Source organism: Eudoraea algarum (assembly GCF_050589645.1).
Classification (GTDB): Bacteria; Bacteroidota; Bacteroidia; order Flavobacteriales; family Flavobacteriaceae; genus JBNGOQ01.
The window spans coordinates 67,233-90,217 of the sequence record NZ_JBNGOQ010000005.1 but is presented as its reverse complement, the minus strand read 5'-3'; the positions used below and the strand labels follow the sequence as shown (position 1 = coordinate 90,217).

Genomic DNA, 22,985 nt, shown 5'->3' with positions numbered 1-22,985 from the left:
TCCTATACTCGGCCAAAAACAGCAGGTACTATATCGGGCAGACCGCCAATCTGGACGACAGGATTCGAAGGCACAATGCCGGAACGGAGAGGGCGACGGCACCCTACAGGCCATGGTCCCTGGTATGGTCTACCCGGAAAGGGACCAGGGGAGAGGCAATCGTACTTGAGCGCAAACTGAAGAACCTCTCAGGGCCAAGGATCAAAGACTTCATCCATAGACATTCCTAAAGGTCGTGCGCTGGTCCCGACGTTCCGTGGTACGGAAGTCGGGATGCCGACCGAAGCGTCGGCATTCGACTCCAGTCGTGGGCACCAAGGCCCCAGCTCCCAACGAGGGACTGGGGTCATTTTTTTATCGCTATGTGCTACGTTTATATCCTTTACTCGCACAAAAACGGGAGGTACTATATCGGGCAGACCGCCAATCTGGACGACAGGCTCCGTAGGCACAACAACGGAACGGAGAGGGCAACGGCCCCCTACAGGCCATGGTCCCTGGTCCCGACGTTCCGTCCTTACGGAAGTCGGGATGCCGACCGGAGCGTCGGCACATGGCATACCGAGAAGGAAACAAGGGGCGAGGCCATGATGCTCGAGCACAAACTGAAGAACCTCTCGGGACCAAGGATCAAGGACTTTATCCGCAGACACTCCTAAAGGTCGTGCGCTGGTCCCGACGTTCCGTCCCTACGGAAGTCGGGATGCCGACCGAAGCGTCGGCATTCGACTCCAGTCGTGGGCACCAAGGCCCCAGCTCCCAAAGAGGGACTGGGGCTATTTTTTTATCGCTATGTGCTACGTTTATATCCTTTACTCGCACAAAAACGGGAGGTACTATATCGGGCAGACCGCCGATCTGCACGACAGGCTCCGTAGGCACAATGCCGGAACGGAGAGGGCGGTGGTATTGGACGCAACAATCTTTAGTTTCTAATCCTTTTTCGGACGGTCTCTTTTTGCTTATCTATTTACTTTATACGTAACTTAGAATCCGCTAAGCAGTACCCTATTTAAAGAGGTTTTATGGGAAAACATTGTATCGTAATCGGCGGGGGCATTATAGGCCTAAGCGCAGCTTATTATTTGCTTGAGGAAGGTTATCGCGTTACCGTAGTGGACATGTCCAATATGGATGGAGGCGCGTCCTATGTCAATGCAGGTTATCTAACCCCTAGCCATATTATCCCATTGGCCTCCCCGGGAATGATGGCCAAGGGAATCAAATGGATGTTTAGCAGCAGCAGTCCTTTCTATATGAAACCACGCCTCAGTCTCGATTTTCTGAAGTGGGCCTGGTATTTCAATACCTCCGCTACCCAAGCGAAGGTGGAAAAGGCCATTCCCTTGATCAAGGACATCAACCTGCTAAGCAGAGATCTTTATTTTGATATGCGCCACTCGGGGAAACTCGGAGAATTTCAATTGGAAAAAAAGGGCCTGTTGATGCTCTATAAGACGATCAAAGAGGGAAAACACGAAAAGGAAGTGGCCAACAGGGCCAAGGAAGAAGGCTTGGAGGTTCGGGAATTGTCGGTGAAGGAATTGAATGAACTACAACCCAATTTGAACCAGGAAATCCTGGGGGCGGTACACTATCAATGCGACGCCCATACTTCGCCAAATGAAATCATGCAAAATTTGAAGCATTATCTGGCCATGCAAGGTGTTGTATTTAAAACCAATGAGGAAGTGGTCGATTTTCAGCTCAAGGGAACAAAAATCTCGGATGTAGTGTCCAACAAAGGAAGCTACAAGGCAGATGAAGTGATCCTGGCAGCAGGTTCATGGAGCCAGCACCTGGCCAAAAGGCTAAACCTACGACTCAATGTACAAGCGGGGAAGGGGTATCGGATAAACGTAAGCAGACCCACACCGGTAAGGCTTCCGGCTATTCTAATGGAGGCTAAGGTAGCCGTTACCCCAATGAAGGGTTTTACCAGGTTCGCAGGCACTATGGAACTATCGGGCATCAATCATAAAATTAGAAAGGAAAGAGTGGCCGCCATTGCCAAGGCTGCGGGCAGTTACTACGAAGAGCTCAAAATTACGGCCCAGGAACAATCAAAGGCCCTCTGTGGCCTGCGGCCCGTTTCCCCCGATGGATTACCGTATATCGGGAGGACCTCAAAACCTGAAAACCTGACCATTGCCACCGGGCATGCCATGATGGGATGGAGCCTTGGTCCCGCCACCGGCAAATTGGTTTCGGAAATTATCTCCGGTAAGAAACTGTCCATGAACATCAACGGGTTTCATCCCGAAAGAAGGTTTTGACCTATAACCGACGAACTCTTACATTTCTGAACCATACGCCCGCACCATGGTCCTGTAAGGCCAAATAGCCTACATTGGACTTGCCGTAATCGGGATAATCGTTCCATTTACCACTGTTCCTTTTTAACTTCCAATCTTCCGAAAACTTGTCAAAGACTACTATTTTTTGGCCATTAAGCCAATGTTCCACCTTGCCATTATCAAAAATGATCTTGCTGGTATTCCACTCGCCCACGGGGTTTAGACTTTTCTTTTCATTGGTCTCATGCATGGCATAATTGGCACCTGCCTTCTGCCAGTCCTCCGCAGGTTCTTCAGAACCCTCATCGTCCAACAGTTGGTATTCCGGCCCGGTCTGGTAGGGAGAATGATAGATGGTATCTTCTACCACATGATAAAAAATACCGCTATTGCCCCCCTTACTTATCTTCCACTCCAAACTAAGTTCAAAATTGTCATATTGTTCGGTGGAAATGATATCACCGCCCACATCACCGGCTTTTCCATAACACTCAATAATCCCATCCTTTATGGACCAATTGCTTGGAAGGGAATCCAGGTTATAGCCGCGCCATTGCGAAACATCGGTCAGGGTAACCCACTCGGCCTCCACGGTTTCGGCTTCCGGAGTACTTAAAGCCTCCACATCTCTTTTCTTTTCCTGTTTGCACGCGGTAATCCATAGGATTATCCCTGCCAGCATTAAAATTTTTCTCATTTTACTAAATTTTTTCATCTTATCCGAGGTTCTATCAACAGCACTGTCCCCAGAAACAGCTGTCATTGTGGGCAAGGTGTATGAAACGCCATCTGAGGTCTTTAGGGATAGCTTTTCCCTCCGCTTGGTTCGTTCTACCCTAAAGAGGTAAAATCCTTGGATACCTAAAGATATCAAAATATCTCCTAACCTCTTTGTACCAACTTGGCCGTTCTCTATCAAAAAATAAAGAATGCTGTAATTTTTCCTGAAATTTGATGTCCGGTTTTTTTTCCTTCCGCAATTAAAATTGTAGATTCGTTTAACATATTCGTGAAAAAGATGAACAATGTAAAAAAATTTTTCAGCATTAGGGACTTGGAGAACCTGTCCGGAATCAAAGCCCATACCATACGAATCTGGGAAAAAAGATACAATCTCCTATCGCCCGAAAGAACAGCCACCAACATAAGGACCTACAGTATTAGCAGTCTGCAGAAACTTTTGAACGTAACCCTGCTCTACAACAACGGGTACAAAATTTCCAAAATTGCCAAGATTCCGGAAAAGGACATTCCCCTTATGGTTCGTGAGATTGTGGCCAAGCACAGTGTAAAAAACCATGCGATAAACGCCTTTAAACTGGCCATGATCAATTTTGATCAGACCTTGTTCTTCAACACCTATAACGGCCTGCTGTCCGAATACTCGTTTCGGGATATTTTTACCGATGTTTTTGTTCCCTTGCTCAACGAATTGGGCCTTTTATGGCAAACAGATACCATAAGTCCGGCCCATGAACATTTTATTACAGGGCTCATTAAGCAAAAAATAGTAATCAACACGGAAAAGCTACAGATACTGGAACCTACAAAAAAAGAGAAGACTTTTGTATTATTCCTCCCGGAGAATGAAATCCATGAGATAGGTCTGCTGTTCGTAAATTACGAGATTATCCTAAGAGGTTATAAAACGATATACCTTGGCCAGACCGTCCCTATAGAAAGTTTAGTGGACTTAAGAAAATACTATGACCGCCTTCATTTCCTGTCCTATTTTACGGTAGAGCCCAGCAAGGATAAATTGGATCGATATGTCAAGGATTTTACCACATCCATCAATAGCAATGGAAATTACAAGCTGTGGGTCTTGGGGCATCAGGTGCAACATTTTTCCCAGAACGGCCTCCCCTCCTCCATTAGGACCTTTGATTCCATTGGCGAACTGGTATCCGCGCTGTGATTAGCAAGTTTGTATACGCCCCAACCCATACTTAATATGCACTATGAATAAAAAAATCATCGTAATCGGCTCCGGATTTTCCTCTTTGTCCGCTTCCTGCTATCTGGCAAAAATGGGATACCAGGTTTCCCTCTATGAAAAAAACGATACGCTTGGCGGTAGGGCACGACAATTAAAAAGAAACGGTTTTACCTTTGATATGGGCCCCAGCTGGTATTGGATGCCCGATATTTTTGAGAAGTTTTTCCATGATTTCGGAAAAACACGTTCGGATTACTACCTATTGGACAAACTTAACCCGGCCTACAAAATTGTCTTTTCTGATGAGGTGGTCACCATAGGCGATAGTATGGACAAAATTTGTGAGGAGTTTGAGCGAATAGAAAAAGGGAGTTCTGCTTATTTAAGAAAATTTATCCTGAGGGCCCAGAAGAACTATGCCATTGCCATGAACAAAATTGTGCTAAGGCCCGGTATTTCACCTTTTGAACTGATCACCAAGGAAACTGTGCTGCAACTGGGCCAATTTTTTAGGACCATTAGTTCGGAGGTACGCAAAAAATTCAACAATCCGAAGTTGATTTCCATATTGGAGTTTCCCGTGCTTTTTTTAGGAGCCAAACCCAGTAAAACCCCGGCATTCTACAGCTTTATGAACTTTGCAGATTTTGGACTGGGTACTTGGCATCCCCGTGGTGGGATGTATCGGATTGTAGAGGCCATGGGTAATCTGTCCAAAGAACTGGGAGTACAGTTGCATACCCATAGCCCGGTAGAAAAAGTCCTTATTGAAGATGGCGAGGCCATAGGTGTTGTTTGCAATGGGGATAGGATAACTGCCGATGCGGTGCTTAGCGGGGCCGATTATCACCATACCGAGACCTTATTGGACCAAAAATATAGGCAACATTCACCCGCCTATTGGGAAAAGAAGACCTTTGCTCCCTCCTCCCTACTGTTCTACGTAGGTTTTGACAGGAAGTTGAAAAATATTGAGCATCATAATCTGTTCTTCGACACCGATTTTGACCTACACGCCCAAGAAATATATGACAATCCCCAATGGCCTAAAAACCCACTTTTTTATGCTAATTTTCCTTCCATCACCGATTCCACCATGGCCCCAAACGGTTGTGAAACAGGGTTTTTCTTAATTCCCATAGCTCCAGGGCTTGCCGATACCGATGAACTTAGGGACCAATATTTCGCTATGATTTTGGAAAGATTCGAGAAAAGAACGGACCAGGATGTAAGAAATAGTATTATATTTAAGGAGTCCTTCTGTGTAAATGACTTTGTAGAACAGTACAACTCCTATAAAGGGAATGCATACGGTATGGCCAACACCCTATCCCAGACTGCATTTCTTAGGCCCAAATTACAAAGTAAGAAAGTAAAGAATCTCTTCTTTACCGGACAACTGACCGTACCGGGTCCCGGAGTTCCCCCTTCATTGATTTCTGGTAAATTGGTGTCAGGGTTAATTGCAAAAACCATTAATACTTAAGAGATGAAAGCTATTTTTGATGCTGTTTCCCAGAACTGTAGCAGAATTGTCACAGAATCCTACAGTACCTCCTTTGCCCTTGCCACAAGAATGTTGGACGCTTCCATACGGAACGATGTATATAATATATATGGCTTTGTGCGCTTTGCCGATGAAATCGTGGATACTTTCCATGCCTATGATAAAACCACCCTCTTCAACAATTTTGAAAAAGACATGGAGAAAGCGCTGGAGGCCAAGATCAGTCTCAATCCGATTCTGAACGCCTTTCAGCACACTTATCACAAATACGATATCCCACACCATCTCGTGGCCTCTTTTATGAAAAGTATGCGAATGGATTTGGTTAAAACGGTCTACAAGACCGAGGAGGAGTACAAGGAATATATCTACGGCTCCGCGGATGTAGTGGGCCTAATGTGCTTACGGGTCTTTGTTAAAGGAGATACCGAAAAATATGGTGAACTTAAGGATGCTGCCATGGCCTTGGGATCTGCCTTCCAAAAAGTGAACTTCTTGAGAGATCTTAAGGAGGATTTCGAGGATCTGAATCGCACCTATTTCCCCAACACCAACCTGATGGAACTCGATGAAGCTTCCAAAAAAAGGATTGTAGACGAAATTGAGTCCGATTTTGCATTGGGCTATTCCGGGATAGTAAAGTTGCCAAATGAAGCCAAATTTGGCGTGTATACCGCCTATAAGTACTACTCAAAGTTATTGCAAAAACTAAAGAACACCCCGCCCTTGGAAATTAGGAACACTCGTATTCGGGTACCGAATTACCAAAAATTTGGACTGCTCGCCAAGTCCTATGTGAATTATAAACTACAATTGGTATAATATGAAGGTTTTTCTTTGGATCGCTATTTTTATCGGGGTATTCTGCTTCATGGAGTTCATGGCCTGGTTTACCCATAAATATATCATGCACGGTTTTCTTTGGAACCTGCACAAGGACCACCACAAAAAGGACCATGACTCTTGGTTTGAGCGAAACGATGCCTTTTTTATTTTCTACGCCGTGGTCAGCATGTCGTTTTTCTATGCGGGGGCAAATACTGATTTTTGGTATGGATGGCCCTTAGGTTTTGGAATTATGGCCTATGGGGCCGCTTATTTTACAGTGCACGACATCTTTATCCACCAACGTTTTAAACTATTCAGAAATGCCAATAATTGGTATGCCCGTGGTGTACGAAGGGCACACAAAATACATCACAAAAAACTTGGAAAAAAAGACGGGGAATGCTTTGGTATGCTCTTTGTCCCGTTCAAATATTTTAAGCAGCGCTGATCAGATGCCCTGTTCCATCAGTAAACGATCCAACAGCTCATAGACCGTTTGACTGTCCCAGTCGGCGGCACCCACCTCCTTCAGTACAATGTTCCCTTGAGCATCTATGATATACGTGGTAGGAATACTGGGGTGTTCCAGTTCGATCGGAGTCCTGGTACCGGACAGGTATACCGGAAAGCTGTACTTTTTTTTGTTCAAGAACGATTGTACCCGAGCTGCCTCGTCATTCGCATAAAAGATAAACTGCACCTTGTTCCCATAGACCTCATAAAGCTGTTGAAAGGAAGGCATTTCCGCTACACAGGGCGGGCACCAGGTGGCCCAAAAATTGACTATCACAACTTTTCCCCGCGTTTCCCCAAAATTAAACCGGCGTCCCTCCATATCCAAAAGTTGCCAATCATAGGAGGCAAGGCTTTTCTGATCTTTTTGGGCAAGCTGTGTAGGGCTAAAGGAAAACCATTTGTTTACTTGTACCTTTATATGAAATCCTACCGGAGTAAAAAGAAAAAGGATGAGCAACAGGATTAACAGGCCATCCAACAGCTTGTTTCGTGTTATCGTCATTGTGTTGCCAATAAGTTGTCTACCAAGTCGTAGATCTTCCCGTTGTCCCAATCGGCAATACCCTTTTCCTTGTGGATCACAATGGCCCCATTTTTATCGATCAGGTAGGACGAAGGTACCTCTTCCGGGTTTATGGGCATTTTCTCCCCGATAATAAGGTAGGTTACCGGAAAGGTAAATTTGTGCTCTTCCATGAAGGCCTCCACCGGTGGCCTCTCCTCGTTTGTGATGATATAAAAATCGATCTTATCGCCATAGGCATTATAGAACTCCTGTATGCTCTGCAGCTCTGCCACACAGGGCAGTCGCCATGAGGCCCATAGGTTAATGAAGACTACCTTGCCCCTGGACCTTTCAAAGTTAAAGAAATTCCATTCTGCATCCTTGAGCTTCCAGTCGTAATCCGTAATCTGCGACCTGTTCACCTCTGAGGTAGGGGCCGGACTGAATGAGAACAACTTATTTAACCAAACCTTGCCGTAATAGCCTAAAGGGGTAACAAAAAAAGACACCACAAAGCCGATGAGCAAGATATTTAAAACCGTTTTTTTACTGATTTTCATTTTTCGGGAGTTTGTTATAAACTAAAAACTCCTGAGGACAATCAGGAGTTTTTATCAACTATTTCATTTGGGGCCTAAACGGCATTTTCCCTTTTTATGACGTTCAGCGCCGAACCTTCCATGAACCATTCAATTTGTGATCCATTATAGGTATGGTTTGCTTTTATAAGGTCTTTACTACCATCCGAATGTACCACCTCTATGGTTAACGGGATGTTCGGTGCAAAGTTGGCGATATCCACAAAATTGAAGGTATCGTCTTCCTGGATCAGGTCGTAATCACTTTCATTCGCAAATGTCAGTCCCAGCATCCCTTGCTTTTTAAGGTTGGTCTCATGGATTCTGGCAAAGGACTTGACCAAGACCGCGGCCACTCCCAAGTGCCTGGGTTGCATTGCCGCATGCTCACGGGAAGACCCTTCCCCGTAATTGTGATCTCCAACGACAATCGATTTTATACCCGCTGCTTTATAAGCACGCTGGGTATCGGGTACACCGCCGTATTCCCCGGTAAGTTGGTTCTTCACGAAATTGGTCTTCTTGTTAAAAGCATTTACGGCGCCTATCAGGGTATTGTTGGCTATATTGTCCAAATGGCCCCGGAAACGCAACCACGGGCCCGCCATGGAAATATGGTCCGTAGTACACTTGCCAAAAGCTTTGATCAGCAGTTTCATTCCTTGTAGACTTTCCGGCGACATGGGAACAAAAGGTTCCAACAACTGTAAGCGCTCTGAAGACGGACTTACCTTTACCACAACACCGCTGCCATCTTCCATGGGTTCCAAATAACCGGCATCCTCTACTTCAAACCCCTTTGGTGGAAGTTCTATGCCCATTGGTTCATCGAGTTTTACCGCTTCGCCCTCTTCATTGATCAAAGTATCGTTCATGGGATCAAAATCCAGTTTTCCGGAAATTGCAATGGCCGCGACCATTTCGGGAGATCCCACAAAAGCGTGTGTATTTGGGTTGCCGTCTGCCCTTTTGGAGAAATTACGGTTAAAGGAATGCACAATGGTGTTTTTTTCTTCACCTTTTAAATCACTACGGTCCCATTGGCCGATGCAAGGTCCACATGCGTTGGTAAAAATGGTGGCCCCTAGATTCTCAAATATCTGTAATAAGCCATCGCGCTCAGCGGTATAACGTATTTGTTCGGATCCTGGATTGATACCAAAATCGGATTTTGGTTTGATTTTCTTTGCCACGGCCTGTTCTGCAATGGACGCTGCCCTTGTAAGGTCCTCATAAGAGGAGTTGGTGCAGGAACCGATAAGTCCCCAGTCTACGTTTATGGGCCAATCGTTCTCCCTGGCCTTGGCGCCCAATTCCCCGACCGGAGTGGCCAGATCAGGCGTAAATGGGCCATTCAAATGCGGTCTTAACTCATCCAGATTAATTTCAATGAGTTCATCAAAATAAGGCTCCGGATTGGCGTACACCTCAGGATCGGCGGTTAAATGCTCCTTCACCTCATTGGCGGCATCCGCAACACCGTTCCTATCGGTAGCCCTTAAATAGCGTTCCATGGAATCATCGTACCCAAAAGTAGAGGTAGTTGCACCCACTTCCGCACCCATGTTACAGATAGTCCCTTTTCCTGTACAGGACAAATTTTTGGCCCCTTCTCCAAAATATTCGATAATGGCGCCCGTACCCCCTTTTACAGTAAGGATACCCGCCACTTTTAGGATGACATCCTTGGCGGAGGTCCACCCGGAAATTTTTCCGGTCAGTTTCACCCCTATGAGTTTGGGGAACTTTAATTCCCAGGCCATTCCGGCCATAACATCTACCGCATCTGCACCCCCTACACCTATGGCCACCATGCCCAATCCGCCTGCATTTACGGTATGGGAGTCCGTACCGATCATCATTCCTCCCGGAAAGGCGTAATTTTCCAATACTACTTGGTGGATAATCCCGGCCCCGGGTTTCCAAAAACCGATGCCGTATTTATTGGACACGGATTCCAAAAAATCGAATACCTCTGCGCTGGTGCTGTTAGCCGTCTTCAGATCTGCCACGGCACCACTTTTTGCCTGTATCAAATGATCGCAATGCACGGTGGTGGGCACGGCCACCTTTGACTTGCCCGCCTGCATGAACTGCAATAGGGCCATCTGTGCAGTCGCGTCTTGACAAGCGATGCGATCTGGTGCAAAATCGACATAGTCCTTACCTCTTGTAAATGCCCTTGTTGGATTGCCGTCCCACAAATGGGCGTACAAAACTTTCTCGGAAAGGGTAAGCGGTCTGCCAACAATCTCACGTGCCTTGTCGACCCGTTCGGCCATGTTCGCGTAAACCTCTTTTATCATGTCGATATCAAATGCCATTATCTTGTGTTTTTATGGGTTATGCAATCCTCAAATTTAAGAAAATCCAAGGCGTTGTTAAAATTTTTGGTGCACGATTCAAGGAATTTTCAGAAATTCTGAAAATAGTTCCAAGAAACGATATACAAACGCATTTTTTTGGCCAAAATAGCGCCTACCTACAATAAGTGTGGGAAAGTCAAAAAAACTTACAGCAGTTTCAAAATGATATCCTCCTCGGATATCCCTTCGGCTTCGGCCTTATAGTTCTTAATGATCCTATGCCGGAGGATGCCCATGGCGATGGCCTGTACATCTTCTATGTCCGGAGAGTATTTTCCATGGATGGCGGCATGGGCCTTGGCGCCCAAAATCAAATTCTGTGATGCTCTTGGTCCCGCTCCCCAGTCAATATACTGTCGCACAAAATCAGAAGTGGTCTCCAGGACTGGGCGTGTACTGTTCACCAGATTTACCGCATATTCCACCACATTGTCGGGCACCGGAATCCGCCGCACCAAATGCTGCACGGCTAAAATTTCCTCGGCCGTAAAGAGAGCGTTTACCGTTACCTCATCATCTGAAGTTGTTGCCTTTACCACTTGGATTTCTTCGGCTACAGAGGGGTATTTAAGCTCTATGGCAAACATAAAACGATCCAGCTGGGCCTCGGGCAAAGGGTAGGTCCCTTCCTGTTCAATAGGATTCTGGGTGGCCAATACAAAATAGGGCAAAGCTAGTTTGTGGCGTTGACCCGCGATGGTAACGGCACGTTCCTGCATGGCCTCCAAAAGTGCGGCTTGCGTCTTCGGCGGGGTACGGTTGATCTCATCCGCCAAAATAATATTGGAGAACACCGGGCCTTTGATAAATTTGAAATTTCGGTTTTGATCCAAAACCTCACTGCCCAGAATGTCGCTGGGCATAAGATCTGGTGTAAATTGTATACGTTTAAAATCCAAGCCCAGGGCCTGTGCTATGGTGTTTACCATCAAGGTTTTTGCAAGACCGGGAACCCCTATTAGGAGTGAATGCCCGCCCGTGTAAATGGAAATCAGGATTTGATCGATCACTGCGTCCTGACCAATGATGACTTTGGCGATCTCTGTCTTTAGGGCATGGTGTTTTTCTACTAAGCTCTTGATAGCGGCAACGTCTGACATGCAATTATTCCTTTACCCAATTGTTAGCAAAATTGCAACTCTTATTACCCTCGTTTACGCTTACATAGGTATCCTTTATATGCTTGTTCATCCATTCCTTAATGGCATTGAACTGTTTTTCGCGCAGGGCCAATTCCTGTATCTTGATATAATCCTTGGCAAAATCGGCCACATGTTCATCATATCTGTTAGTAATTTTCAATATTTTATACTTCGGTGCGCCTCCCCGTTGATCATCTTCCAAAAGCGGTCTCGAGATTTCATCATCCTTTAGGTTACGGACCTGGTTGTACAGCGTGGGATCCATATTGGTGAGCTCAAAGCGGGAATCAAAGTTTATCGGATTCCGCAATTTTCCCCCATCGAATTTCGTTTCCTTTTGATCGGAATATTTCAAGGCCGCTTCGGCAAACGTAAGCTCGCCGTCCAAGACCATTTGCCGTACACTGTCTAACTGGGTCGTTGCCTTTTCTATAGCACTTTGTGGGATTTCGGGCGAAATCAGGATATGGCGCAAATCCAATTCCTGACCCCTTATTTTTTCGATATAGATAATATGATACCCAAAGGTAGTTTCAAATGGTTCGGAAATTTCCCCTTGCTGAAGGCTAAACGCAACATCCTTGAACTCCTTTACAAATGGGGTTTCCCTTGTCATACTATAAAAACCGCCTTTGGATTTGGAACCTGGGTCCTGCGAATACAAAATAGCCTTTACGCTAAAACTCGCATTGTTTTCCTCCACATCGGCTTTAATCGTATTTAACTTGTCTATGACTTTTTGCTTTTCGGTTTCCGGAATCTCGGGCTCCTTCACGATCTGGGCAATTTCCAGTTCCGCACCGAATACCGGACGTTCGGCCTCTGGAATCTTGTTGAAGAACTGTCTCACCTCTTCCGGGGTAATCTCTATATCGCCAACAATCTTTTGCTGCATTTTTTCGGACAGGATTCGAAGTTTGTTTATTTCAAAAAGTTCTTTCCTAAAGCTTACCTCATCCTCCTTTTTGTAGAATTTAAGTACCTTCTTCATACTCCCTACCTGTGCCACCAATTGCTGTATTTGTCTATCACTGGTGGCATTTACCTCGTCATCGGAAACCAAGATACTGTCCTGTACGGCCTGGTGCGCATATAAACGGTCTTCCATGAGTTTCCCCAAAAGGCCACATCTCGTGATATCGGCCGTTGAAGCACCTTGACTCCGTAGGTCGATCAAGGTTTTCTCAATATCCGAATCCAGGATAACATAATCGCCCACAACCGCCGAAATACCATCCAACTTTACCCTATTTGGGCTCTTGGTGGAATCCTTTTTAATGTCTGCACTCGCTAACAAAACCTCTTCTGTCGGTTCGATCTGGGTATCGGGAATGGAATCTATTTGCGCCATTGCGGATAGGCTTCCCCATAATAAAAAACAAAGCGAAAGTCCTATTTTATTCATCTTGTCCATACACTTCAAAATCTTTTTCTTTAATAGCTTCATCAATAATTTCGGTTTCCAGTTTTCGAATATAGTTTAGTTTTCTTCTATTGAGCAACACTTGTTTAATATTGGGTTCTATATACGAAAGTGGAGCTATATCGTTGACTTCTAAAACATTGATAACCTTAGCCAAATATACCCCTAATGAATCCTCCAATTCAAAAAATTGTGATTTTTTTAAGTATCTCTCCTGGTTTTCGAAAGTCAGTGGCGGAACTTCCTCGATGACCCGGGAAGCCCTTATCCAAAGTGAGTCGTTAAAATTGAGTTTTGTGAATTGCACGCCAATGGAATCCAAGTATTCCACATCTTCCGCATTGAAGCGCTTTATGCGTCTGCTTACCTCCTCCTTGTTCAAGAACTGCTTGGGAAGTTCAATAAAGCGTAGTTTCACCAGTTTTTCCTTAAGCTTAAAATTTTCTTTTTCCCGTTCATAAAATAGTCGCAATTGGGAAGGGCTTATGGTGGTATCCTGCCCCTGTTGTACCAAAGCTTCCTTGTAGGCCCTTGTGTAGAGGTCCGTGCGGTAATCGTTCACCAACTGTTCAAACTCGGATAACTTATCTTCCGGCAAGTTTATTTTTGCCTTGGAAAGCAGTAATTGTTTGGAGGCCCAATTGTTAATATAATTGGTTACAAAGTACGCACTGTCCTGTTTGGATATGTTGCTTTCCAAAAGTGAGGCAATATCCTCTTTATACAGATAGGTATCGCCCACCCTAGCAATAGGTTCCTTGTCTTCATTTTTGTTAAAGAGCGAATCGCAGGATGCCACAAAAACCAGCAGGGCGATGGCGCTTAGGGGATATTGTGACCGAAAACCGAATTTTTTCAAAAACCGCATTCCGCAAAAATAACAAATCCGTTAGGTTGAACAAGACTTATGTACATTGATTAACACATTTTTACCAGGGCGCAAAACTGATAATTTAGTACATTAGTGGAACAAACCTAATCAAAATGAAATCACACACACGCTACCTTTCCCAGACACCGACCGGCGTCCCATTTTGATTTCGCAAACCAAAACTATATGAAATACACTACACGAATTACAATTGACCTATCCCGTGATGCGCTTATCGCAAAACTTGACAATCCCGAAAATATGAAACATTGGCAACGCGGGCTGGTGAAATATGAGCTTCTGTCAGGAAATCCAGGAGAAGATGGCGCTAAAACCGAATTGCATTATAAAATGGGAAAGCGCGAATTGGTGTTGATAGAGACCATTATGGCACGTAATTTCCCCGAAGAGTTCCATGCAACCTATGACACCAAGGGGGTGCACAATATACAGAAGAACTATTTTAAGGAAATAAATGAACAGCAGACCGAATGGGTTTCGGAAACCGAGTTCCATTTTTCCGGTTTTATGATGAAGGCAATGGCATTCTTTATGCCAGGTGCATTTAAAAAACAATCGTTGAAATATTTACAGGACTTTAAGGCCTTTGCCGAGAAAGGGGTTTCTGTACAGGACAGTGAGTAGAAAATAAGCTGATTTTTTGGATATAAGCCTATACAGTGAATAGAAAAATTAAACTGATTTGGGATTTTAGGGGGCCTGATGCCCATAAGACAGCCGAGCATCATGAAAAACACCTAAAGGAATACATAGCGTTGCAGGCGTTACATCTGAATATTACCGGCCATAAGGCACACAGCACGATGCACAGCATAGCGTTTATGGTGGTCGAGGAAGACGCAATGATACCCGTACGGGACGCCTTGGCACCCCATAGGGGAGAGATTTATGAGGGTTGACACCATATAAGCTGCAGCAATGATACCATTACAGGTCATGCAATGTAAAACCTGGAGGCAGTTATGCCTACTTACCGTATTGGTGTTAGGGAGTTGTACGCCACAAACCAAGTCAGCAAATCCACTGAAGCTCGCCCTTTCCTCGCAAGACCCCAATATAAAAAGAGTGATGGACCATGTGGAAGTGCACGAGCTGCAGGTACGGTATACCCAAATCGATAGAAAAAATGACAGCGTTTTCTTTACTGACTTGGATTTTCAGGTAGATGAGAACTCCTATTTCTATCCCGCAAGTACCGTAAAATTTCCAATCGCCGTTTTAAGCCTGGAAAAATTGAATCAGGTGGACTCCCTATCCCGAAACACCCTTTTTTATGTAGAGGGAGACACCCTGGAAACCACATTCGCAGAAGAAATTTCAAAAATATTTGCGGTTAGCGATAACCAAGCCTATAACCGTCTCTTCGAGTTTATGGGTCAGGACTACATCAATCGGCAATTGGCGAGCAAAGGGATTGCCCCTATGCGTATTGCCCATAGGCTCTCTACACCCAATGCCGATGAAATTACAACCAAACCGCTTATCATCTATCTCAATGACAGTACTACAGCGCCCACGGAGCCAATAATAAACACTTCGGCCAAGGCCTTGCAAATGAACGGGATCAAAAAGGGCAGCGGTTATTACGAGGATGATATGCTACAGCATGAACCCTTTGACTTTAGTTTAAAAAACTATTATCCCATAGACGCCCAACATGAGGTACTGAAGCGTACCCTTTTCCCTGAAAAATATTCGGAGATGGAGCGATTTGATCTTAGCACGGAACAGCACAAGTTCTTATTGAATGCGATGCATACCCTGCCCAAGGCAATAGGCTATGATCCCGAAACCTACTATGACAGCTATGTAAAGTTCTTTATGTACGGGGATGAGGAGGCAGACATCCCCCCCCATATCAAGATATACAACAAGGTAGGTTATGCGTATGGTACCTTAACGGACTGTGCCTATATTAGTGACACCAAAAACCATATTGAATTTTTGCTGACCGCGACCATTTTGGTCAACAAAGACGGCATTTTTAATGATGATGTCTATGAATACGACGACCTGGGAATACCCTTTTTGGCTGCATTGGGTAGGGAAATATACAACTACGAGTTAAAACGAAAAAAGTAAAAAAATGAGCAACCTAAGCTTCGATGCCTTTACCAAAAAAATCCATATAAAGGCACCTATGAAAAAATTGTACTGGTGCTGGGGCACCACGGAAGGAATCACCTCTTGGTTCTTAAGGAATGCCGTATATAGCGAGAAAGATGGGAGACAACGGGACAGCTCCGAGGCCATAGCGGCAGGCGATACCTATATCTGGGAATGGCACAACTGGGACGGACAGGAAAAAGGTATGGTTTTGCAGGCCAATGGAACGGACTTTTTGGAACTTTCCTTTGCGGGGGTAAGCAAAGTATCCATCACTTTGGAGGATAAGGGCAATGCGGTGCTGGTATCGCTAAGACAATACGAAATCCCTACCGATGAGGAGAGCAGACTTAACATCCATCATGGTTGCAGCAATGGATGGACCTTTTGGCTAGCCAATCTCAAGGCCTATTTGGAACATGGCATCCTGTTGAACGAGACAGAATTTGATCTGCGAAATATTCCCTTGGCCGGATTTGAATTTGTGAATATGTAAATACGCTCAAAAACAGGAATTTTCCCTACCATTACAAACGAAGCTTGTAATTTTCCGTGAAGTAGAATTCAAATTATTGTGAAAATTTACCTAGTTTGGTCTGTGATAGCATTTTCGAAATAACCAAATGGCCGATAACCAGGAGAAAATAGACCAGCTTTCCCGACAGTTGGAACACCTTTTAAGAAGACAAGAGGCCTTTTCCGGTGAAATTGACGAGCTACGGAAGGGGCTCTTGCGCTTAAAGGCATCCGAAGATGGGAAACCGGTGCAAAAGGAAGAAATACCCGCTGCCCCACAGCGAACGGATAAAACTCCGGAAGTAGATATCCCTATCGTTCCCCAGGCCCATGCCGCTCCTTCCAGTAAGGAAGATTCTGTTGGGAGACAACCTGCAACAGTTGGTACGCCCTCTAAAAGAAACGCGAGGTCCAATTGGGAAAAATTCATCGGGGAGAACCTCATCAATAAGATTGGGATCATAATCACGATTATAGGAGTGGCCATAGGCGCCAAATATTCCATAGAACACAATCTAATAAGTCCACTTACCCGTATTGTACTGGGCTATGCAAGTGGTTTGGTTCTGCTGGGGTTTGGCATACGGTTAAAATCAAATTACGAAAATTACAGTTCGGTACTGGTCAGCGGCGCCATGACCATACTGTATTTTATATCCTACGCTGCATACGATTTTTATGAGCTTATACCCCAAGGTATAACCTTTGCATTGATGGTCGTTTTTACGGCATTTACCATTACGGCCGCTTTAAACTACAACAAACAGATTATTGCCGTCCTGGGTCTGGTAGGAGCTTATGCGGTACCTTTTTTGTTGAGTGACGGTTCCGGAAAGGTGGCCGTGCTCTACAGTTATATGGTGATTCTCAATTGCGGGGTCCTGATCATCGCCTTCAAGAAGTATTGGAAGCCGCTTTTCTTCAGTGCGTTTGTACTAACCTGGCTTATCTATGTTCCCTGGGTAGTCATCTCCTATGAGGCAGAGCGGCACTTTGCTTTGGCGCTACTTTTCCTATTGCTCTTTTTCCTCATTTTTTATATCACTTTTATTGCCTATAAGATGATAGGCAAGGAAAAATTTTCGGCCTTTGACGTACTGCTCGTGATGTCAAATTCCTTTATTTTTTATGGTATAGGGTACGGTCTAGTTTCTGGTCAGGAACAAGGGAACGCATATTTGGGACTGTTTACCCTGGGCAATGCCCTGATCCATTTTGTAGTCAGTGTGTTGTTCTTTAGACAGAAACATCCTGAAAAGAACATTTTTTATATGATTGCCGGCCTGGTACTGGTATTCATTACCATTGCCGTACCTGTGCAATTGGATGGCAATTGGGTAAGCTTGTTATGGGCCTTTGAAGCCGCTTTGCTTTTCTGGATAGGCAGGACAAAAGGGGTTGCCATGTATGAAAGATTGGCCTATCCGCTTATCGTACTCTCCTTTTTTAGCCTGGTACATGATTGGATCTTGGTACCTAGCGTTTCCTTTGAAAATCCCGATGAGTTGCGTGTGACGCCTCTGTTGAACATCAATTTTTTTACTTCTATGGCAGTGGCCGCTGCCCTTGGGTTAGTAACCTATCTTGATCGTAGTTCCAAATACCAAACAACCGAGATACCGAGCAATGTCTTGGCCAGCATGTTCTCTGTGGTAACCCCCGTACTTTTAGGAATTGTACTTTACTTCGCGTTTGTAATAGAAATCGATACGTACTGGGAGCAACTGTACGCCGATTCTAGGCTGATTCTTCAGGACGATCAAACCTATAACAACCGGATCTATAATTGGGATCTAAGACGTTACAACACCATATGGCTCCTGAATTACTCCCTGATCTTTCTGGGCGCCATGTCGCTTTTCAATATCACGAAAATAGGAAACCGGCTTATGGGGATAGTAAACCTCGTTCTAAGCATGTTGGCTCTTTTATTATTTTTAACCCTTGGCCTTTATGCACTTAGCGAATTAAGGGAAAGCTATCTGGATCAAACACTGGGCGAATTCTATACGGTTGGTCCCATGAACATCGGCATACGCTATGTTAGCTTTGTCTGTGCAGCAATGTTACTGTGGAGCTGTTACCACTATGGTAAGCAAGCCTTTATGAAAATAAATTTTAGGGTTCCTTTCGAATTTATGCTCCATATTTGTATTATTTGGGTCGCCAGTAGCGAATTGCTCCATTGGATGGATCTAGCAGGGGCCAATCAATCCCATAAACTAAGCCTTAGTATTTTTTGGGGCACCTATTCCCTATTGTTGATTGTGCTGGGTATTTGGAAAAGGAAACAATACCTACGTATCGGGGCCATTGTTTTGTTCGGCATTACCCTGATCAAACTCTTCCTTTACGACATCTCCCATCTAAACACAATTTCCAAGACCATCGTTTTTGTGGCCTTAGGGGTGCTACTACTGATTATTTCCTTTCTATATAACCGATTTAAAAACAGCATTGCAAATGAGTCGGAAAGCTAGCTTGGTTTTTGTTCTGTTTCTGGGCCATTCGTTCGGCGTTATTGGACAAACGGATGGGTATAGATATGAACGGGAGCTCAGTGGAGTCACCTCCAACTGGCACCAGGTGGTATTACCCAATGCAATATTCAACAAAGTCTCCAAGGATTTATCCGATATCCGAATTTTGGGCATTACCAAAGACAACGATACCATTGAGGCGCCTTATATCCTCCGTGAATCACGAGAAAAGAATAGCTACAACTGGGTCAATATAGAACGAATAAACGCCGTTAGTACTGCTGAGAAACATTACGTTACTTACCAGATTCCCAAGGGCGAGACCATTAATGAAATAAGACTGGATTTTAACACTCCCAATTTTGATTGGCTCCTTTCCCTGGAAGGAAGTCAGGACAACCAGAATTGGTTTACCCTATTGGAGGATTACCGGATACTGGCCATTAAAAATGAACTGACCGACTATAAATTTACCACCCTTCGTTTTACAAATGCCAAATACCGTTATTTTAGAATTGGGGTAAAGAGCAGGACAGATCCCAAACTCCTAGGAGCACAAATAGGCAAGATCACCACAGTTCCGGCCACTAAGATCAAATACCCGGTCAAGAAACTCGATATTGCCCAGGAACCAAAGACGCAGCGTACTGCGGTAAACCTAAGTTTGGAGCAAAAGGTACCCGTAAGCCATATAGAGATCAGGTGCAAAGACCAATTGGACTACTACCGCCCTATTACCATAAAATATGTCCTCGATAGTATACAGACCGAAAAGGGCTGGCGTTACAATTATGCCACCCTATTTGCAGGCACTTTAAGTTCCCTGGAAAAAAACGGGTTCGAGTTCCCGAGTACCGCCGCCTCAAAAATCCAAATCCAAATCGAGAACGAGGACAACGAACCGCTCGAAATTGAATCGGTAGTCGTGGAAGGACATAAATATTGGTTGGACGTGCGCTTTGCCAAAGAGGCCCGTTACAGTCTTATTTATGGCAACCCCTATGCCGTAAAGCCAAAATATGACCTGAGCCGCTTTCTGGAAAGTATTCCAAAAAATGCAGCGCCGTTGACCTTAGGGGTAGAATCCCTCCTCTCCAAAACGCCAGTGGAAACATCTTCGGCCCTTTTCGAGAACAAGTTCTGGTTGTGGGCTGTTATGGGGATTATTATACTGGTATTGGGGTGGTTTTCGCTCAATATGATTCGAAAGAAGTAATCTCTGGAAAAATAGTAAATTTGGATAGGATCCAAACGCAAGCAGAACAATTAAAATCCTAATCCATGAAATTTACCTGTACCATTGAAATTGATCGACCACAGGACATAGTGGCCCAATTGTTTGGCGACCCCCAATATTTGGGGGAATATCAAGAAGGTTTTTTGGACAAGACCCTCTTAGAGGGCACCGCTGGTGAGAATGGTGCCATTTCCAAAATGCGCTATAAAATGGGCAAGGGAGAAATGGAACTTACCGAAACCATTATGGACAATAGCCTACCCGATAGATTCTTGGCCCATTACCACCACAAACACATGGACAATAGCATGGAATGCAGGTTTGTTTCCTTAAGCGATTCGAGGACCAGGTACGAATCGGAGATTGAGTATACCGCCTTTAGGGGATTCGTTCCCAGGGCCATGGCTTTTCTTTTTCCAGGGATGTTCAAAAAACAGGTACAAAAATGGCTGGACAATTTTAAGACCTTTGCGGAAAAGACTCCCTAAAACCACCTTGATCTTGTGCCTAAGGAAATGATAAAAATAGTACGCACTGATGCCTCCAATGCTGATTTTGTGGCCCTAGTAAAACAGCTGGATGCCGATCTGGCCATAAGGGACGGCGATGACCATCCTTTTTATGACCAATTCAATAAAATTGATCAAATAAAATACGCCATTGTAGCCTATGAAAAGGGCAAAGCCGTAGGTTGTGGGGCATTAAAGGAGTACGCACCTGGTATGGTGGAAATAAAGCGAATGTATACCACGCCACAAGGCAGGGGAAAAGGCATTGCTACCAAGATGCTTAAAGCGCTCGAGGCTTGGGCCAGCGAACTCTCCTATGAAAAATGTATCCTGGAAACCGGCAAGAAACAACCGGAAGCCATTGGCCTGTACAAAAAGAACGGGTATCGGATCATTTTAAATTACAGTCCCTATGAAGGCGTTGAAAACAGCATCTGCTTTGAAAAAAGGCTAGCTTAAACGTATTTTTTGCCCGGTTTTCCAAATTTCAAACAATTGAATGGGCAGGAGATGTTATTTACATTTGAAAAGCCCGGGCACAAAAGTTGATTTGTTTTTCCATAACCATAAAAACTATGTGAATGTTATTTGAAACCCATACCCTTTCGCCTCCCTTTGATCAATATGTTGAATCCGTATTCCATTTTAAGGACTTTATTCCAGATCATTCCATAGAGCGCGTTATTCCCACCGGACATATTTTTATCATTTTTGAGTTAGATGGTATAAAACGGAATACTTTTGACAACACCACGCTAAAACCCAATGCGGAATTCACCAAGGTCTGGGTATCGGGAATGCACAGAAATTATATTTCTATTTCGGCCCATCAACAATCCGAAATGTTTGTTATTCAATTCAAAGCATTTGGGGCCCATCCCTTTTTTCATTTTCCTATCGAGGAGTTGAACGAAAAGATTCTTCCTGCCGAAGCAATCTTTGACCAGGAGTTGTTGGAACTCAGGCAGCTTCTTTTGGAAAAGGAAAGCTCGGTAGAAAAATTTGAATGCGGCGATCGTTGGTTAAAGGCGCGATTTAACGAGAACTTGGCGCCACCGGTGGAGTTGCTCAATCTAATGGGCCAACTGCAAAGAGAGTCGGCCAGCAGCTATCAAGATATTATGGATACCTATCCACATACCCAGAAACACCTTATCGATCAATGTAAAAAGTATATCGGGCTAACCCCAAAATACTATCAACGGATCCTTAGGTTCAACGAAATTTTGCAACAGATCCAAAAAAAGGAGAAAATTGTTTGGTCCCATGTAGCCTATCAATGTGGTTATGCAGACCAATCGCATTTTATCAAGGAATTCAAACACTTTTCGGGCTTCAATCCGCAGGAATTCATTGCGCAGGACTTTAACCAAGATCCCAATTTTTTTCCTCTAGACCGGCCAGGTTAATTTTTTACTATACTCATAACGAATGCTTTGCTAAACTTGTCGCTTAAAACCAAACAAGTTAATACACGCTACCTCGTGATGACGTTAACACTCGTGGGGATTGTCCTAGGGACCGTAAAAATGACCAAAAGGCGGAAAAGGACCATGGGAGAAAGATGCTGACGAGCCCCTAAAAGAGCAGCTGATTTCAAAAATGAATTAAGCAAATCTTAATTGAATTCACACTTGACAAACAGTCGCTCCAATTGATTTTTGAAAATTTCTATGAGTAAGACCGCATTAACTATTTCGTGAAGTCGTAATAGAGTTACTTCATGTGGGGTATCGAAGTGAAATTTTTTATCGGTTATTACAAAAAACACTACGACTGTTACATTGTGTCAGCAAACCTCTCCTTCTATAGCTATATTTACTTAATTAAATATTAATTACTATATACAAACCTAATGAAGAGTATTTATGTACTGTGTTTTGTATAGTCATTTGGTAAGGTTACTAATTTTAAAACTTTGAATTATGCAAACAACAAGATTAAGTCTGGCTGAGTTTAAGACCAAAGCTGAAAAAATCCAAGCTAGTGATGTCCTTGAAAAAGTCCAAGGTGGGGGTCAAGGTGACTGCCATGGTTTTTGGGGCCAAGCTCATAAGTTAGCTTTGCAGATAGCTGAAGCCATGAATGCTTACCATTAATCAAAATAATTCAAATTGTTTTGATTTTATTAAAATAAAGACTGT

At 44.2% G+C, this 22,985-nt stretch carries 25 protein-coding genes; 18 read left to right on the top strand and 7 right to left on the bottom strand.

Translation table 11 applies throughout. The features are described from left to right. The 4 genes from ACRD67_RS18740 to ACRD67_RS18725 form a co-directional block, all read left to right on the top strand. A partial coding sequence (locus ACRD67_RS18740) for a GIY-YIG nuclease family protein (RefSeq protein ID WP_430968774.1) occupies positions 1 to 230 on the top strand: 230 nt, incomplete at its 5' end. A 132-nt stretch (positions 231 to 362) separates the two neighbouring features. Further along, positions 363 to 659, top strand: coding sequence for a GIY-YIG nuclease family protein (locus ACRD67_RS18735; RefSeq protein ID WP_430968773.1), 297 nt, complete (start codon positions 363 to 365; stop codon positions 657 to 659). A gap of 133 nt (positions 660 to 792) precedes the next feature. After that, entirely contained in the window at positions 793 to 936 is a 144-nt protein-coding gene (locus ACRD67_RS18730; RefSeq protein WP_430968772.1) for a GIY-YIG nuclease family protein, read from the top strand. An 89-nt stretch (positions 937 to 1,025) separates the two neighbouring features. Further along, entirely contained in the window at positions 1,026 to 2,276 is a 1,251-nt protein-coding gene (locus ACRD67_RS18725) for an NAD(P)/FAD-dependent oxidoreductase (protein ID WP_430968771.1), read from the top strand. Position 2,277: 1 nt separating this feature from the next. Here ACRD67_RS18725 and ACRD67_RS18720 read toward each other — a convergent pair whose 3' ends face one another. Beyond that, positions 2,278 to 2,994, bottom strand: coding sequence for a 3-keto-disaccharide hydrolase (locus ACRD67_RS18720; protein WP_430968770.1), 717 nt, complete (start codon positions 2,992 to 2,994; stop codon positions 2,278 to 2,280). Between the two features lie 321 nt (positions 2,995 to 3,315). On the opposite strand from ACRD67_RS18720, the gene ACRD67_RS18715 reads away from it, so the two are divergent. Genes ACRD67_RS18715 through ACRD67_RS18700 form a run of 4 tightly spaced genes read left to right on the top strand, consistent with a single transcriptional unit; the run spans position 3,316 to position 7,019 of the window. Then, positions 3,316 to 4,215 (top strand): MerR family transcriptional regulator, encoded by a 900-nt coding sequence (locus ACRD67_RS18715; RefSeq protein WP_430968769.1) that lies wholly within the window; start codon positions 3,316 to 3,318, stop codon positions 4,213 to 4,215. Between the two features lie 43 nt (positions 4,216 to 4,258). Beyond that, on the top strand, positions 4,259 to 5,722 hold the full coding sequence (locus ACRD67_RS18710; RefSeq protein ID WP_430968768.1) for a phytoene desaturase family protein: 1,464 nt from the start codon (positions 4,259 to 4,261) through the stop codon (positions 5,720 to 5,722). 3 nt (positions 5,723 to 5,725) lie between these two features. Continuing rightward, complete coding sequence (locus ACRD67_RS18705) at positions 5,726 to 6,565, top strand: phytoene/squalene synthase family protein (RefSeq protein ID WP_430968767.1); 840 nt, start codon at positions 5,726 to 5,728, stop codon at positions 6,563 to 6,565. A gap of 1 nt (position 6,566) precedes the next feature. Then, positions 6,567 to 7,019: a sterol desaturase family protein gene (locus ACRD67_RS18700; RefSeq protein WP_430968766.1), complete on the top strand. Its 453-nt coding sequence runs from the start codon at positions 6,567 to 6,569 to the stop codon at positions 7,017 to 7,019. Here ACRD67_RS18700 and ACRD67_RS18695 read toward each other — a convergent pair whose 3' ends face one another. From ACRD67_RS18695 to ACRD67_RS18670, 6 genes are all read right to left on the bottom strand, one after another. Further along, positions 7,020 to 7,589 (bottom strand): TlpA family protein disulfide reductase, encoded by a 570-nt coding sequence (locus tag ACRD67_RS18695; RefSeq protein WP_430968765.1) that lies wholly within the window; start codon positions 7,587 to 7,589, stop codon positions 7,020 to 7,022. Next, complete coding sequence (locus ACRD67_RS18690; RefSeq protein WP_430968764.1) at positions 7,586 to 8,152, bottom strand: TlpA family protein disulfide reductase; 567 nt, start codon at positions 8,150 to 8,152, stop codon at positions 7,586 to 7,588. Before ACRD67_RS18690 ends, ACRD67_RS18695 begins: the two co-directional genes overlap by 4 nt. A gap of 74 nt (positions 8,153 to 8,226) precedes the next feature. Further along, positions 8,227 to 10,494 (bottom strand): aconitate hydratase, encoded by a 2,268-nt coding sequence (locus ACRD67_RS18685; RefSeq protein WP_430968763.1) that lies wholly within the window; start codon positions 10,492 to 10,494, stop codon positions 8,227 to 8,229. Positions 10,495 to 10,682: 188 nt separating this feature from the next. Then, the gene (locus ACRD67_RS18680; RefSeq protein WP_430968762.1) at positions 10,683 to 11,636 is read right to left on the bottom strand and encodes an AAA family ATPase; all 954 of its coding nucleotides are present in this window, start codon (positions 11,634 to 11,636) and stop codon (positions 10,683 to 10,685) included. A 4-nt stretch (positions 11,637 to 11,640) separates the two neighbouring features. Continuing rightward, on the bottom strand, positions 11,641 to 13,125 hold the full coding sequence (locus ACRD67_RS18675) for a peptidylprolyl isomerase (protein ID WP_430968761.1): 1,485 nt from the start codon (positions 13,123 to 13,125) through the stop codon (positions 11,641 to 11,643). Continuing rightward, positions 13,076 to 13,969 carry a peptidyl-prolyl cis-trans isomerase gene (locus ACRD67_RS18670; RefSeq protein WP_430968760.1) on the bottom strand — a complete coding sequence of 298 codons (894 nt, stop codon included), beginning with the start codon at positions 13,967 to 13,969 and terminating at the stop codon, positions 13,076 to 13,078. The genes ACRD67_RS18675 and ACRD67_RS18670 overlap by 50 nt, the downstream gene beginning before the upstream one ends. 189 nt (positions 13,970 to 14,158) lie before the next feature. On the opposite strand from ACRD67_RS18670, the gene ACRD67_RS18665 reads away from it, so the two are divergent. The 10 genes from ACRD67_RS18665 to ACRD67_RS18620 all read left to right on the top strand — a co-directional run bounded on the left by ACRD67_RS18665 (position 14,159) and on the right by ACRD67_RS18620 (position 22,940). Next, complete coding sequence (locus ACRD67_RS18665; protein ID WP_430968759.1) at positions 14,159 to 14,617, top strand: SRPBCC family protein; 459 nt, start codon at positions 14,159 to 14,161, stop codon at positions 14,615 to 14,617. Between the two features lie 35 nt (positions 14,618 to 14,652). Continuing rightward, a complete protein-coding gene (locus ACRD67_RS18660) occupies positions 14,653 to 14,892 on the top strand; it encodes a hypothetical protein (RefSeq protein ID WP_430968758.1) in 240 nt (79 codons plus the stop codon). A gap of 19 nt (positions 14,893 to 14,911) precedes the next feature. Next, positions 14,912 to 16,075 (top strand): serine hydrolase, encoded by a 1,164-nt coding sequence (locus ACRD67_RS18655; protein WP_430968757.1) that lies wholly within the window; start codon positions 14,912 to 14,914, stop codon positions 16,073 to 16,075. Positions 16,076 to 16,079: 4 nt separating this feature from the next. Continuing rightward, positions 16,080 to 16,595, top strand: a complete 516-nt coding sequence (locus ACRD67_RS18650) for an SRPBCC family protein (RefSeq protein ID WP_430968756.1) — start codon at positions 16,080 to 16,082, stop codon at positions 16,593 to 16,595. A gap of 127 nt (positions 16,596 to 16,722) precedes the next feature. After that, on the top strand, positions 16,723 to 19,095 hold the full coding sequence (locus tag ACRD67_RS18645; RefSeq protein WP_430968755.1) for a DUF2339 domain-containing protein: 2,373 nt from the start codon (positions 16,723 to 16,725) through the stop codon (positions 19,093 to 19,095). Beyond that, a complete protein-coding gene (locus tag ACRD67_RS18640) occupies positions 19,079 to 20,311 on the top strand; it encodes a DUF3999 family protein (protein WP_430968754.1) in 1,233 nt (410 codons plus the stop codon). The genes ACRD67_RS18645 and ACRD67_RS18640 overlap by 17 nt, the downstream gene beginning before the upstream one ends. Before the next feature lie 65 nt (positions 20,312 to 20,376). Then, on the top strand, positions 20,377 to 20,820 hold the full coding sequence (locus tag ACRD67_RS18635) for an SRPBCC family protein (RefSeq protein ID WP_430968753.1): 444 nt from the start codon (positions 20,377 to 20,379) through the stop codon (positions 20,818 to 20,820). 27 nt (positions 20,821 to 20,847) lie between these two features. Beyond that, on the top strand, positions 20,848 to 21,300 hold the full coding sequence (locus tag ACRD67_RS18630; protein ID WP_430968752.1) for a GNAT family N-acetyltransferase: 453 nt from the start codon (positions 20,848 to 20,850) through the stop codon (positions 21,298 to 21,300). Between the two features lie 122 nt (positions 21,301 to 21,422). After that, positions 21,423 to 22,250 carry a helix-turn-helix domain-containing protein gene (locus ACRD67_RS18625; protein ID WP_430968751.1) on the top strand — a complete coding sequence of 276 codons (828 nt, stop codon included), beginning with the start codon at positions 21,423 to 21,425 and terminating at the stop codon, positions 22,248 to 22,250. 516 nt (positions 22,251 to 22,766) lie between these two features. Further along, on the top strand, positions 22,767 to 22,940 hold the full coding sequence (locus ACRD67_RS18620; protein ID WP_430968750.1) for a hypothetical protein: 174 nt from the start codon (positions 22,767 to 22,769) through the stop codon (positions 22,938 to 22,940). Positions 22,941 to 22,985 lie beyond the last annotated feature (45 nt).

Bases quoted from the DNA above. Each gene is read 5' to 3' on its own strand.
- ACRD67_RS18730 (WP_430968772.1), top strand. From the start codon at position 793: ATGTGCTACGTTTATATCCTTTACTCGCACAAAAACGGGAGGTACTAT.
- ACRD67_RS18720 (WP_430968770.1), bottom strand. From the start codon at position 2,994: ATGAGAAAAATTTTAATGCTGGCAGGGATAATCCTATGGATTACCGCG.
- ACRD67_RS18715 (WP_430968769.1), top strand. From the start codon at position 3,316: ATGAACAATGTAAAAAAATTTTTCAGCATTAGGGACTTGGAGAACCTG.
- ACRD67_RS18620 (WP_430968750.1), top strand. From the start codon at position 22,767: ATGCAAACAACAAGATTAAGTCTGGCTGAGTTTAAGACCAAAGCTGAA.
- ACRD67_RS18685 (WP_430968763.1), bottom strand. From the start codon at position 10,494: ATGGCATTTGATATCGACATGATAAAAGAGGTTTACGCGAACATGGCC.
- ACRD67_RS18675 (WP_430968761.1), bottom strand. From the start codon at position 13,125: ATGAAGCTATTAAAGAAAAAGATTTTGAAGTGTATGGACAAGATGAAT.
- ACRD67_RS18655 (WP_430968757.1), top strand. From the start codon at position 14,912: ATGATACCATTACAGGTCATGCAATGTAAAACCTGGAGGCAGTTATGC.
- ACRD67_RS18640 (WP_430968754.1), top strand. From the start codon at position 19,079: ATGAGTCGGAAAGCTAGCTTGGTTTTTGTTCTGTTTCTGGGCCATTCG.
- ACRD67_RS18690 (WP_430968764.1), bottom strand. From the start codon at position 8,152: ATGAAAATCAGTAAAAAAACGGTTTTAAATATCTTGCTCATCGGCTTT.
- ACRD67_RS18630 (WP_430968752.1), top strand. From the start codon at position 20,848: ATGATAAAAATAGTACGCACTGATGCCTCCAATGCTGATTTTGTGGCC.
- ACRD67_RS18725 (WP_430968771.1), top strand. From the start codon at position 1,026: ATGGGAAAACATTGTATCGTAATCGGCGGGGGCATTATAGGCCTAAGC.
- ACRD67_RS18710 (WP_430968768.1), top strand. From the start codon at position 4,259: ATGAATAAAAAAATCATCGTAATCGGCTCCGGATTTTCCTCTTTGTCC.
- ACRD67_RS18680 (WP_430968762.1), bottom strand. From the start codon at position 11,636: ATGTCAGACGTTGCCGCTATCAAGAGCTTAGTAGAAAAACACCATGCC.
- ACRD67_RS18735 (WP_430968773.1), top strand. From the start codon at position 363: ATGTGCTACGTTTATATCCTTTACTCGCACAAAAACGGGAGGTACTAT.
- ACRD67_RS18695 (WP_430968765.1), bottom strand. From the start codon at position 7,589: ATGACGATAACACGAAACAAGCTGTTGGATGGCCTGTTAATCCTGTTG.
- ACRD67_RS18635 (WP_430968753.1), top strand. From the start codon at position 20,377: ATGAAATTTACCTGTACCATTGAAATTGATCGACCACAGGACATAGTG.
- ACRD67_RS18700 (WP_430968766.1), top strand. From the start codon at position 6,567: ATGAAGGTTTTTCTTTGGATCGCTATTTTTATCGGGGTATTCTGCTTC.
- ACRD67_RS18705 (WP_430968767.1), top strand. From the start codon at position 5,726: ATGAAAGCTATTTTTGATGCTGTTTCCCAGAACTGTAGCAGAATTGTC.
- ACRD67_RS18665 (WP_430968759.1), top strand. From the start codon at position 14,159: ATGAAATACACTACACGAATTACAATTGACCTATCCCGTGATGCGCTT.
- ACRD67_RS18650 (WP_430968756.1), top strand. From the start codon at position 16,080: ATGAGCAACCTAAGCTTCGATGCCTTTACCAAAAAAATCCATATAAAG.
- ACRD67_RS18670 (WP_430968760.1), bottom strand. From the start codon at position 13,969: ATGCGGTTTTTGAAAAAATTCGGTTTTCGGTCACAATATCCCCTAAGC.
- ACRD67_RS18645 (WP_430968755.1), top strand. From the start codon at position 16,723: ATGGCCGATAACCAGGAGAAAATAGACCAGCTTTCCCGACAGTTGGAA.
- ACRD67_RS18625 (WP_430968751.1), top strand. From the start codon at position 21,423: ATGTTATTTGAAACCCATACCCTTTCGCCTCCCTTTGATCAATATGTT.